At 67.3% G+C, this 11884-nt stretch carries 10 protein-coding genes and 2 pseudogenes; 8 read left to right on the top strand and 4 right to left on the bottom strand.

Annotated features, from left to right (window positions below; all coding sequences use genetic code 11):
• From ACWDZ7_RS18780 to ACWDZ7_RS18765, 4 genes are all read right to left on the bottom strand, one after another.
• On the bottom strand, positions 1-825 hold the full coding sequence (locus tag ACWDZ7_RS18780; RefSeq protein ID WP_451798203.1) for a sulfite exporter TauE/SafE family protein: 825 nt from the start codon (positions 823-825) through the stop codon (positions 1-3).
• Positions 826-897: 72 nt separating this feature from the next.
• Complete coding sequence (locus ACWDZ7_RS18775; RefSeq protein WP_451798201.1) at positions 898-1959, bottom strand: ArsO family NAD(P)H-dependent flavin-containing monooxygenase; 1062 nt, start codon at positions 1957-1959, stop codon at positions 898-900.
• On the bottom strand, positions 1956-3056 hold the full coding sequence (arsB, locus tag ACWDZ7_RS18770) for an ACR3 family arsenite efflux transporter (RefSeq protein ID WP_451798200.1): 1101 nt from the start codon (positions 3054-3056) through the stop codon (positions 1956-1958). Before arsB ends, ACWDZ7_RS18775 begins: the two co-directional genes overlap by 4 nt.
• Positions 3053-3361, bottom strand: a complete 309-nt coding sequence (locus ACWDZ7_RS18765; RefSeq protein WP_451798199.1) for an ArsR/SmtB family transcription factor — start codon at positions 3359-3361, stop codon at positions 3053-3055. The genes arsB and ACWDZ7_RS18765 overlap by 4 nt, the downstream gene beginning before the upstream one ends.
• A gap of 74 nt (positions 3362-3435) precedes the next feature.
• Between ACWDZ7_RS18765 and ACWDZ7_RS18760 the strand changes: the two genes are divergently transcribed.
• The 8 genes and pseudogenes from ACWDZ7_RS18760 (at position 3436) to ACWDZ7_RS18725 (ending at position 11728) form a co-directional block, all read left to right on the top strand.
• A complete protein-coding gene (locus tag ACWDZ7_RS18760) occupies positions 3436-4077 on the top strand; it encodes an arsenate-mycothiol transferase ArsC (RefSeq protein ID WP_451798197.1) in 642 nt (213 codons plus the stop codon).
• Positions 4078-4126: 49 nt separating this feature from the next.
• Positions 4127-4546 carry an arsenate reductase ArsC gene (locus ACWDZ7_RS18755; RefSeq protein WP_451798196.1) on the top strand — a complete coding sequence of 140 codons (420 nt, stop codon included), beginning with the start codon at positions 4127-4129 and terminating at the stop codon, positions 4544-4546.
• Positions 4543-5535, top strand: coding sequence for a thioredoxin-disulfide reductase (trxB, locus tag ACWDZ7_RS18750; RefSeq protein WP_451798195.1), 993 nt, complete (start codon positions 4543-4545; stop codon positions 5533-5535). The genes ACWDZ7_RS18755 and trxB overlap by 4 nt, the downstream gene beginning before the upstream one ends.
• Before the next feature lie 98 nt (positions 5536-5633).
• Positions 5634-5825, top strand: a pseudogene (locus ACWDZ7_RS18745) (YnfA family protein); the annotation flags it as partial.
• A 785-nt stretch (positions 5826-6610) separates the two neighbouring features.
• Entirely contained in the window at positions 6611-6949 is a 339-nt protein-coding gene (locus ACWDZ7_RS18740; protein WP_451798193.1) for a hypothetical protein, read from the top strand.
• A gap of 969 nt (positions 6950-7918) precedes the next feature.
• On the top strand, positions 7919-10303 hold the full coding sequence (locus ACWDZ7_RS18735; protein ID WP_451798191.1) for a hypothetical protein: 2385 nt from the start codon (positions 7919-7921) through the stop codon (positions 10301-10303).
• A gap of 269 nt (positions 10304-10572) precedes the next feature.
• A pseudogene (locus ACWDZ7_RS18730) lies at positions 10573-11234 on the top strand (DUF2399 domain-containing protein).
• 290 nt (positions 11235-11524) lie between these two features.
• Complete coding sequence (locus ACWDZ7_RS18725; protein WP_004986771.1) at positions 11525-11728, top strand: cold-shock protein; 204 nt, start codon at positions 11525-11527, stop codon at positions 11726-11728.
• Positions 11729-11884: the final 156 nt, after the last annotated feature.

Below are 11884 nucleotides of genomic sequence, written 5' to 3'. Positions count from 1 at the left end.
TCAGTCGTGGCGGGCGAGCTTGACCGCGGACACGAGCAGGATCAGGGCGAGCGCGGGGATGAGCACCAGGTCGGAGAACACGCCGAGCAGCAGGCCACCCAGCAGTGCACCGGCGACCGAGCCCGCGGCCATGACCGAGGTGAAGCGGAGGTTGGTGCCCAGCACCGCGAAACCGCCGTCACGGCTGTAGCGGGCGAAGGCGACCAGCATGGTCGGCAGCGACACCAGCAGCGACAGGCTCCCGGCCGTCTTGATGTTCACTGCGAAGAGCAGCACGATCGTCGGGATCAGCAGCTCGCCACCGGCCACGCCCATGATCGCGGCGACCACCCCGATGCCGAAACCTGCCACGACACCGCAGGGCACCTGCGCCCACAGCGGCAGTGCAAGCGCCCCCACGGTGGAGATGTGCGTGGCCAGCAGGGCCACGGCCATGAGCACCATGAGCGCCGCCAGCACCTTGTACAGGGTGGAGCCGCGCATCCGTACCGCCCAGGTCGCACCAGCCCACGCACCCAGCAGACTCCCGGCCAGCAGGTTGACCGCGACGGGCCAGTGCCCTGCCACCTCCGAAGCGGGCACCGCGGCCAGGCGCGCGGGCAGCGCGACCAGGACCACAACGAGGCTCATCGCCTTGTTCAGGATCACCGCGGAGAGCGCCGCGAACCCGAACAGGCCGATCAGCAGCGGCAGGCGGAACTCCGCGCCGCCCAAACCGATCATCCCGCCGAGCACACCGATGCCCGCTCCCGCACCGAACACCAAGGGCATGGAGTGCGTCCTGCTCGCAGAGTGGGGCGGGTCGGCGGCCAGGGGCGAGGTCATGTCCGGCAGTCTTCAACGATCACCCCGCCGCCCGGTACTGGAGCAAGCCACAAACCGTGCCCGGCCGTCACGTCAGTTCCGTGCGCACATCGCCGCGACCTCCCGCGCCGCTTCCCGCGCGGGCCGGCCCACCCCTATCAGGGTGGCGGAGGCGGGGCCGGTCCAGTCGCCGTAGCCGAGCAGGTGCAGGCGCGGCTCACCGACCGCGCGCGTGCCATCAGTGGCGATATACCCACGGGCGCCCCGGAGTTGGAGTGGCCCAAGGTGAGAGAGGGCGGGCCGGAAGCCGGTGCACCAAATGACCGCGTCCACCACGGCGCGGGTGCCGTCGGCCCAGACGACGCCGTCGCGTTCCAGGCGGGCGAACATGGGCGACGCCTTGAGCAGCCCCGCATCCCGCGCTTCGCGCACGGGCGGGACGGCGACGATGTCGCCGAGGGAGGCGACCCCGCCGGTGTCGGTCGTGCCCGCATCCAACGCGCGGCGCCGGGCCGTGGCCGCGTCGAACAGGGCGCGGCCGTCGATGTCATCGGGCAGGAAGCAGGGCGGACGCTGGGTAACCCAGGTCAGCTCGGTGTCGTACGCGAGGTCGGCAGCGATCTGAGCACCGGAATTGCCGCCGCCGACCACCACCACGCGCTGTCCGGGGAAGTCGGCCGGGGAGCGGTACTCGACTGTGTGCAGCTGGCGCCCGGCGAAGTCCGCGCGGCCCGGGACGGCGGGCAAGAACGGCCGCCACCACGTGCCCGTCGCGGAGATCACGGCCTGGGCTCGCCACGTACCACTGTCGGACTCGACCCGCAGGAAGGCACCGTCCCGGTGCATGCCGCGCACCCGCACCGGCCGCACGACGGGCAGGTGGTACCGCTGCTCGTACGCGGCGAGGTACTCCACCACGTGTCGGGCGCCTGGGTAGACCTCGCCCACCTGCACTGGCATCGGCCGCCCCGGCAGCGACGAAAATGCTGCCGGGGAGAACAGGTGGAGCGAGTCCCAGGCGTGCTGCCAGGCGCCGCCTGGCGTGGACTGGGCATCGAGGATGACGAAGTCCACGCCCTGGCGGCGAAGGTGGTAACCGGCGGCGAGCCCTGCCTGGCCACCTCCGATCACCACCACATCCACGATGTGCGTCACGGGGCCGTCGTCACCGCGTGGGCGTCGAACTTCTTGCGCCAGGCGAGCGCGACGTACACGAGCGCGATCAGGACCGGCACTTCGATGAGCGGGCCGACCACGCCCGAGAGTGCCTGTCCGGAGGTGACGCCGAAGGTGGCGATGGCGACGGCGATGGCCAGCTCGAAGTTGTTGCCCGCCGCGGTGAAGGCCAGGGTCGCGGTGCGGTCGTAGGCGAGGCCGATGGCCTTGCCCAGCAGGAACGTGCCGAAGAACATGATCGCGAAGTAGACCAGCAGCGGCAGCGCGATCCGGACGACGTCCAGCGGCTGCGAGGTGATCGTCTTCCCCTGCAGGGCGAAGAGGATGACGATCGTGAACAGCAGTCCGTACAGCGCCCAAGGCCCGATCTTCGGAAGGAACTTGGACTCGTAACGCTCGCGACCCAGCTTCTTCTCACCGATCCGGCGGGTCAGGAAGCCAGCCAGGAGCGGGACGCCCAGGAAGATGACCACGTTCAACGCGATCTTCCACATGGAGATGTCCAGGTGCTCACCCTCGCCCAGGCCCAGCCAGCCAGGCAGCAGGTCGAGGTAGAGCCAGCCCAGCAGGCCGAAGGCGATGACCTGGAAGACCGAGTTCAGGGCGACCAGGACGGCGGCTGCCTCGCGGTCGCCGCAGGCGAGGTCGTTCCAGATGATGACCATGGCGATGCAGCGGGCGAGGCCGACGATGATCAGGCCGGTGCGGTACTCCGGCAGGTCCGGCAGGAAGATCCAGGCGAGAGCGAACATCACCGCGGGGCCGAGGATCCAGTTGATGACCAGCGACGAAACCATCAGCTTCTTGTCGCCGGTGACCGCGTCGAGCTTGTCGTAACGGACCTTGGCCAGCACCGGATACATCATGATCAGCAGGCCGACGGCGATCGGCAGGGAGATGCCGCCGATCTCCACCTTGGCCAGGGCGTCGTTCAGGCCGGGGATCAGACGTCCGAGGCCGAGCCCGAGGGCCATGGCGAGCAGGATCCAGACGGCGAGAAAGCGGTCCAGGGTGGACAACTTCTGGACGACCGAGGAGTCATCCGTCGTCGTCGCGGGTGGTTCGGTGCGGGTCACGGGCAGGCCCTCTTGTTGTCGGCGGCGTTGCGGGCGCTCTCGGCCAGCTCGGTGAACTGGCCGGCGAGCTGGGCGATGACGTCCGGGCGCAGCTTGTAATAGGTGAAGCGCCCGCACGGCTCGGTCTCCACGACCCCTGCCTCGCGCAGCACTCTCAGATGGTTGGAGAGGTTGGTCTGGCGGGCACCGGTCTCCTCCACCAGGTGAGTGGTGCACAGCGTCTCGCGGGCGAGCAGGGTCACGATCTGCAACCTGAGCGGGTCGGCCAGCACCCGGATCAGTTCAGTGTCGACTGACGTCATCATGGACTGATACTCTCACATCACCCGGAGCTGATACCAGCCCGTACTGACCTATAGGCCGGTCGAAGGGGTCTTTCATGTCCGCCTCTCCCTCGCCTCCGCCCGTTCTGCCTGATGAGCGCCTGGCTGCAGGGGCCGCCCGGCTCGCCACCCGGCATGCTGGCCGCTTCGCCGTAGAGACCGTGCAGGTCCTGATCACCGACTCCTACCGGCGCCTGGCCGCCACCGCCTGTGTGCGCACCCACATGGTGGTGCTGGCCGAACGGCTCGCCGGCGAGCGGCTGGAAGCCCTCGCGCACGTCGCGGAGGCCCCGGGCAGCGGGCTGCCGCGGGTGCTGTTCGTGTGCAGCCACAACGCCGGACGCTCGCAGATGGCCGCCGCTCTGCTCGCCCACCGTGCGGGCGGCCACGTGGTGGTGTCCTCGGCGGGCACCCAGCCCGCCGGTGAGGTGGAGCGCGGCGTCGCCCAGGTCCTGATCGAGGCGGACGTCGACCTCGCCGAGGCGTACCCGAAGCCGCTGACCGACGAAGCGGTCCAGGCCGCCGACATCGTGATCACCATGGGCTGCGGAGATGCCTGCCCCGTAGTGCCCGGCCGCCGCTACCTCGACTGGCCCGTCCCAGATCCCGACGGCGCCCCGATCGCCGCCGTCCGGCAGATACGCGACGCCATCGACGCACACATCACCGACCTGCTCGCCACCCTGCCGGGCAGCTGAACCCCGCATCCCTCACCAGCTGTTGACCCTCTTCGTGAAGGAAGAACGCATGTCCTCCGCTCCGCTCGCCTCCGTGCTGTTCGTCTGTGTCCACAACGCCGGGCGCTCGCAGATGGCCGCCGGATTCCTCTCCCACCTCGCGGGCGACCGTGTCGAGGTCCGCTCCGCCGGATCGATCCCCGGCGACCAGGTCAATCCGGCCGCAGTCGAGGCCATGAAGGAAGTCGGCATCGACATCTCCGCCGCCAAGCCCAAGGTGCTGACTACCGAGGCCGTCCAGGCTTCCGACTACGTCATCACCATGGGCTGCGGAGATGCCTGCCCGATCTTCCCCGGCAAGAAGTACCTCGACTGGGCCCTGGAAGACCCCGCGGGCAAGGGCGTTGAGTCCGTACGGCCCATCCGCGACGAGATCAAGACCCGCATCGAGGCCCTCATCGCCGAGATCGACGCCCAGCAGGAGGCATGAGTAGCGTGACGCACTCCGACGACGTGCGCGAGGTCGTCATCATCGGCTCCGGCCCCGCCGGATACACCGCCGCCCTCTACACCGCCCGCGCCCAGCTGCGCCCGCTGCTGTTCGGCAGCTCCATCTTCGTCGGCGGCTCACTCACCACCACGACCGAAGTCGAGGACTTCCCCGGCTTCCCCGAGGGCGTCGACGGGCCCGTGCTGATGGAGACCATGCGGGCCCAGGCCGAGAAGTTCGGCGCCGAGATGATCGACGACGACATCGTCGAGGTCGACCTCACCGGCCCGGTGAAACTACTGACCGACTCCGCCGGCGCCGTCCACCGCGCACGAACGGTGATCATCGCGACCGGCTCCGGCTACCGCAAGCTCGGCCTGCCGAAGGAAGAGGAGCTGTCGGGCCGCGGGGTGTCCTGGTGCGCGACCTGTGACGGGTTCTTCTTCAAGGGCCGCGACATCGTCGTGGTCGGCGGCGGCGACACCGCCATGGAGGAGGCCACCTTCCTCACCCGCTTCGCCAAGTCCGTGACCGTCGTCCACCGCCGCTCCACCCTGCGCGCCTCCAAGGTCATGCAGAACCGGGCCTTCGCCGACGACAAGATTTCCTTCGCCTTCGACAGCGAGATCGCCGAGATCAAGGAGACGAACGGCATGCTCGCCGGGGTCGTGCTGCGCGACATCATCACCGGCACCCAGCGCGAGCTGGACGTGACCGGGCTGTTCATCGCGATCGGCCACGACCCGCGCACCGAACTGTTCACCGGACAGCTCGACCTCGACGCCGAGGGCTACATCTCGGCCGCCGCACCATCGACACGCACGAGCCTGCCCGGCGTCTTCGCCGCCGGAGACGTCGTCGACCACACCTACCGGCAGGCCATCACCGCCGCCGGCACCGGAGCAGCCGCTGCCCTGGACGCCGAGCGGTACCTGGCCGCCCAGAAGTCGGAAGACGCCGCACCGGAACCTGCCGCGGCCCTTGTCTGAACGGTGCTGCGGCGCGGCCCCCCCCCTGGCTTCGGACGGGCCGCGCCGCTGTGCCAGGTGATGGATCACGAGCTAGTACGCGACGTAGGCAGCGGACTGTGGTCGCCACCTTCCAGAGCGACGACGACTTCGGCCGGATCCTCGCGGCCTATGGCGGCATTTTCGTCGCAGGGTCCATCGCCTGGGGCATGATCGCCGACGGCTACCGCCCTGACCGCTTCGACGTCATCGGCGCACTGGTCTGCCGCGCCGCGATGGCAGCCATCATGTACGCGCCTCGCGGCAACTGATCAGCCGAAGCGTGCGGATACCGGGCGCTAGAAGCCAGCCAGTTGCGGAGAGTTCGGCTGGGCGACGACATCTTGTTTGAGACAGACGTTTCGCTGTGAAAAGACCGAGACGGACACCAGAGTCTGCTCCTATCTTCAGACAATGACCGTCACTGCACGGCGTGAGCTGGTGAGCCCCGCGACCCGGAACGCCTTCCGCACCACCTCAGAACAATGCTCTGACCTGTATTTTTACAGGAGGCGCAGGTCTGGATCATGGTCGAACCTCATTTCGGGACGAAGAAGTCGTGGGTTCAAATCCCGCCACCCCGACAGTGAAGTACCAGGTCAGGGGCCTGATCCGCTTAGCGGGTCGGGCCCCTGAGTGGTTGTGGGGGCCGTGCCACTTCCGGGGCGTACGACCGACGACGCACGGATGGCGGGTCGTGGGCGACGGGAGCGGCGTCCCCTAGGGGGTGACGCCACGTCAAATCAGCCCGCCCCTCGGCCGCTCGGAACAGCCAGCGAGGCTCCCGAGCCACCTCACCTCTCCTGAGAGCGCCACCGCCCGGTACGCCCTGGATATGTGGCTGCTGACGCGCCCCCTCGCACACTCTCAGAGTTCCACCGAGACGATCGGTGTCATCAGCGGCCACACCCTAGTGGCGGCCGGAGTAGCCCTGTCCAGGTTAGCCACGCCCGCACCGCCGCTAGTCACGAGCGGTTGGCCAGATCAGCTCCTCCAGTGAGGCAGATCCTGGCTTTTCCTTCTCAACTTCCTTATTAACTCAGTAAGCTACTGAGTTATGGACTTCACAATTATCAAGCACGCGGTCGAGGTCGACCACGGCATCAAGCGCTTGTCCATGCACTTCATCAAGAAGCATGCTGCGCCGGAACGAGCCCGGCTCAGCTCTGAGTTGTGCACACAGATCAGCGAAGAGTTCGAGAGGATCGGGCTCTCCACCCTGCCGCGGACGCTGCCGACATCCGAGAGCGAGTTCGCGTGGGTCATTCAACGCGACAGCATCCTCGGCGAAGTTGCCGACGTCGCCGCCGCCCTGGCGCATCTGGACAAGCTCGGGATGAGCCCTCTTCCCCAGGTGTTCGACAACTACCCGCGAGCCAAGAGCAACTTGAGCTGAGTTGCGTAGAAGCGACACGCCTGATTCCTGCATGCCGCGTACATCAGTGAGCGCATCTACCGCATCCAGCGTGGGCTCCGGGCTAAAAACGACTGCGTGCGCCCACGGCTCGTCCGTACGGTGGTTCCACGGGTCTCGCTCGTCACGCTGGTGACGCATCGTCACCTGTCTACAGGGCACCGGCACGTCCAGGAGTTGCAGATGAGTAACGCTGAAGAGATACGCGCGCCTCGCGAGGAACCCGTCTTCATCGTCGGCACCTCCGGACGGCTGCCGCTTCGGACCATATGTGTGCTTGAACTGACAGGAGCAGAGATTCCCAGGTACCGACATAGATGGAATGCTCTTCTCGGCGACCACCTCCGCATCCCTACAGCAGGGCTCATACCACATCCAAGCAGACTCGTCAAGGGGGAATGTGGTCTCCGCGTGAGGGCCACCAGCCCCAAAGCTGCGCAGGCACTGGGTCGCCAGTACGCCAGACAATTCACCGAGGCACTGGCCGAGTTCCCCAAGCCGCTCATCGCCCATATGCCCAAACGACACTCCGGGCAGGCCGATCAGGAGGTGCTCGACTGGTCGTGCACTCGACTCGCCGGACGACCCTCGGGGCTGGCCCTCATCCACACCAGCCGGGGGATTGCCTGGTACCGCCTCACGGCGGACGGCCCGGATCTTGAACCCCTGTCTCCGGAATCATCCGCCTTGAGGGCTCTTCCCTGTCGTGCGACCGAGGTGGAGTTGTTCCTGACACCCGCAAAGCTCGGGGCCTACGCCGCTTATCAACACCGGTGCTACCCACATATGAGCTGCAGGCCGACCTGGCTCCCCCCAGAGTTGCCCTGGGCAAATGAGGATATCGCGGGAGAACTCTTGGCATAACGACCTGGGCGGCGAGTTCAGTGCGGCTCGCCGCCCTTCGTGATGACCGCCAGGCCACTTCGGACCACACATTGGAGATCTGCGCCCATGACCACCGACAAACCCGCTGCCCTTTCCATCGACGTCCCCTGGGGGACGGACACGATCCGGGTAACCAACATCTCGCCCCACCTCCCTGCCGACTCAACGGACAGCCATGTCGCGGCGGTGACCGCAGCGGGCCGGGCCAATCCGAGCACCTGGCTGCCGGACACTGCGTGGGGAGCCATAGCTCGTGCGACAACTTGGCCCGAAGCCTTGGCAGTTCAGCTTCGCCCGACGCAGGATGAGCCCACGGACCTCCTGATGGTCGAGAACGTCGAAGGGGCGACGCTGCTGTCGCTTGTCACCCGTGTCCTGCTCAGCGAGCTGTTTCCCGGTCCCCAGCCTCGTACCGGCATGGAGGTCTCGGAGGTACCCGACCCGCAGGTGCACGGGATCACCCATGAGGGCCGTCCCGGTGCGATCGTGCAGTACCGCTACGAGAATCCCACCCACCTGCGGAACCACGTGTGGCAGACCATCCACGCGACGCTGTCGCTCAACAGCTACGCCACTTCCATCCTCACGCGCTCCGTCACCCGCAACTTGATCACCCACCCCGTCGAGATCACCTTCGAGGACGGCGCGGAGCCGATCCACGTTCTAGTCGTCCGTGACGGCATCACCCGACTCGCCAGCGCCTGGGCGGTACTAGCCGGGCACGGTGCCGACCCCGCCGAGGTGGCCACCCTGGCTACCGACGCACTGCTCGGCAGCGCTTCCGCGGCAGGGACGGCCGGAGGGCCCGATCTCGGGGAGCGGCTGGCCGCCAGCCGAACTCGGTGGCGGCAGGAACTTCGGCAAGAGTTCCACGATGAGATGAAGGGGACGACGCCCGGGCTTCGGGCCGCTCAGATCGCCCAGTCCTACGTCGTTCCGGCGCAGATCGCCGTCGGGGTCGAGGGACACGAGGGCCGAGTGCTGTCTCCCGAGGACATCTTTGATGACGCCATTCGCTCAGTACTGGCCTCGGTACACGTCGAGTTCAAGCAGTGGGACGCGGCGGCCCAGAACGTCGAGGTCATCACCCGGGCCCTGAAGCGGATCATCCAGCAGGGCGACCCGCGCTGGAACACGGCTGATCTCCAGTCGGTGTACGGCCTTGCCGTCGGCCGCATTCCCGTGGCCGAGCTTCCGCAGGTGTTCGGGGGCGATCCGGCACCACCCGGGACCGCGCTGTGGCGTGCCGTCTACCTGGTCAGCGCCCTGACACAGCCGGATCTCCTGGAGCTTCTCAAGGACCAAGCCAAGGCCATCAAGGGCGGCCAGCGCATGAGTATGAAGGGGTTCGGCGAGCTGCTCGGTCCGATCATCGACCTGCCCTGGCGTGCGAAGAAGAAGCTCGTCACCAAGCAGGCTCGAAACGCGTGGAACAACGGTGGTGTGCTGTCGAACGACGTCACCCAGGGCTGGACTCCACAGCCCACTGACGACTTCACCGCGCTGATCGCACCGGCGATGAACGGCGACGACGACGCCCGCCGCACCCTGGCTGTGGCCGGCGGTGTCGCCTTGATCGCCGACAAGCTGCTGACCAGGAACGTCGGCTCATCGCTGGGGGCCAAGAAGGAGAAGGGCGGTGTCCCTTTCCGGTCGGACGTGAACAAGGTCATCGAGGGACTCTCACGGCCGACGAACGAACTCGGCCTGTGGACTCTCGCGCTGGCCGCTAACACGTTCCGCGGTGACGACCTCCCACAGAACTCCGTGCCCAAGCAGAGCCTGACCGGCAGGGAGTCGGCCACGTCCGCCGAGCCGCCGTACGTGTACTTCAAAGTCGATCTCAATGCCCCAGACCGCATCGCCCGTGACGCCAATGGCGTGCCGATGCCACTGTACGAGTGGGATGTCGTCGCGGCCTCGGCCCCGGAGCGCGCGGCACAGGCCGTACCCCCGTCGACGGTCACCGGTCCGGCGCCGGTGCAGATTCCGGCGGCGCCCTCGGCGAACGGTGAGACGGTGCTGGTAGACGGTGGCGTCTCCACCAGTGCCTCTTCCGGCGAGGTGCCCGTCACCACGGACCCGGTGACGGCGCTGTTCCAGGACGGCGCTGCTCAGGGGGCCGAGGATGCTCTGCCCACCGTCCCCGTCCCGACTCCCCGCGCCGAAGACGCTCCGCCACCTCCCAGCCAGCGCGCCGCCGCACACCGCAAGGCCCTCCACCTCGGGGTGCAGGGCGCCCGGGACGCCCTCGACCATCTGCACGCCCTGGAGCCGGAAGTCGGGGACCACACCCCGATCGTCCCGGTGGACCAGCTGGACGACCTACACAAACTGCTGGTCGGCATCCTGACTGACGTGGAGAACCTGCGGCGCAGGACGGTGGAGAACCATGCGCCAGAGGGGGACGACCCGGATTCCAATGAATCCCAAGAGACGGTAATGGACTGACCGGTAAGAGGTCGTTGTTCAACCCCCCACCCAACAGTGAAATACCAGCTTAGGACCGGCGCTGAGAGATCACACCGGTCCTAATTTGCTGTAGGCGCCGTTTGGGAGCCACCGGAGCGCCGACTCCGAGATACCGCTCCCCGGGTTGCTGCCAGCGAGTGGCGTCCCTCCTTCGAGTGCGCTGTGCGCCGCGGGCTTTGACAGAGTGATCGCTACGGCTTGCACCGAGGTGACCATAGAGGGTAGGACGATCGCCATCCACCTCACGCCTGTTACGCCGCCCATCTGCGGACCGCGCCCTCGCCCATGGCGCCGAGTTTCCCGACGACGCGGCTGGTCGACGCGCTCTGTGGCGGCTGGTGTCCGTCACTCCGGACGAGGTCTCCAGCACGGTGCTGACGTACGGGCTGCGACCCGACGGCGAGGGCTGGCGGGAGCGCGCCCTGCGAGAGCGGGCCGAGCATCGCGCCGAAGCCCACGTCACACCATGCGACCTGCATGACCTTCGGCTGCAACTGCCCACCGGGACGCTCATCCACATCTGTGAGAATCCGCGCGTGGTGGAAGCCGCGGCGGACGCGGCCTGCGTCCGGCCCCTCGTGTGCACGTCCGGCAGCGCCGCCACGGCGGTCTTCACGCTTCGCGACGCCCTCGCCGCCACAGGCTGTCGCTTCACCTACCACGGCGACTTCGACTGGCCAGGGATCGCGTTGGCGACGAGCACTTGGCCGCTCACAGCCAGGCTGAGGGCATCCCACAACTGGCGCTCGACGGCCAGCCGGTCAGCGCGGACTGGGACCCGGATCTCACCCCTGCCATGACCGCCCTCGGCGTCGCACTCCGTGAGGAGGCCACTCTCGACGTTCTGGTGGACGACCTGGACTCCAGGAGCCATCCGGGAGCCGACCGCGGCCATCGCGCCCACCGGTGAATCAATGTCTGCGCTCGCGAAGTGAGAGTTTAAGGAGCCAAGCAGTAAGGGTTTTTGGCACAGCGGGCAGAGTGAGAGAGGGGTGGAAATTATTTAACGTACGCGGGCTGCCGTGACGTGCTACTGTCGTCTCAGTTGCAGTTGTGGTTCCCGAAACTTCAAGTGCTCCTGGTCGCATACTGCGACGGGAACACTTTTGTATTACCGGTCATTTCCGGCGGGGTCATCATCGCGGCGACACGGTGTCCGCACAGTGCGGATCCCGATGTACTGCCCCAAAGGAGATTGACATGGCTACTGGTACCGTGAAGTGGTTCAACGCGGAAAAGGGCTTCGGCTTCATCGAGCAGGACGGTGGCGGCGCTGACGTGTTCGCCCACTACTCGAACATCGCCGCCCAGGGCTTCCGCGAGCTGCTCGAAGGCCAGAAGGTGTCCTTCGACATCGCGCAGGGCCAGAAGGGCCCGACGGCCGAGAACATCGTTCCCGCCTGACGCATACGCGCACTTGCAGCTGGGGCCCGCATCCTTCGGGGTGCGGGCCCCAGCTGCATGCATTTCCCGCAGTGATTTCACCTGCGGACGACGCGGAGAAATCCGCAGTCCCAGCCCCACCGTACGCGGATGCTCATGCCCATGCAGGGGTACGCA

Source organism: Streptomyces sp. NPDC003032, assembly GCF_053591415.1.
Note: the sequence above shows the minus strand (reverse complement) of the source record. Positions and strands in the feature narration are given on the sequence as shown.

Coding starts and splice junctions, on each gene's coding strand:
- ACWDZ7_RS18740 (WP_451798193.1), top strand. CDS start 6,611: ATGGACTTCACAATTATCAAGCACGCGGTCGAGGTCGACCACGGCATC.
- ACWDZ7_RS18760 (WP_451798197.1), top strand. CDS start 3,436: ATGTCCGCCTCTCCCTCGCCTCCGCCCGTTCTGCCTGATGAGCGCCTG.
- ACWDZ7_RS18725 (WP_004986771.1), top strand. CDS start 11,525: ATGGCTACTGGTACCGTGAAGTGGTTCAACGCGGAAAAGGGCTTCGGC.
- ACWDZ7_RS18755 (WP_451798196.1), top strand. CDS start 4,127: ATGTCCTCCGCTCCGCTCGCCTCCGTGCTGTTCGTCTGTGTCCACAAC.
- ACWDZ7_RS18765 (WP_451798199.1), bottom strand. CDS start 3,361: ATGATGACGTCAGTCGACACTGAACTGATCCGGGTGCTGGCCGACCCG.
- trxB (WP_451798195.1), top strand. CDS start 4,543: ATGAGTAGCGTGACGCACTCCGACGACGTGCGCGAGGTCGTCATCATC.
- ACWDZ7_RS18780 (WP_451798203.1), bottom strand. CDS start 825: ATGACCTCGCCCCTGGCCGCCGACCCGCCCCACTCTGCGAGCAGGACG.
- ACWDZ7_RS18735 (WP_451798191.1), top strand. CDS start 7,919: ATGACCACCGACAAACCCGCTGCCCTTTCCATCGACGTCCCCTGGGGG.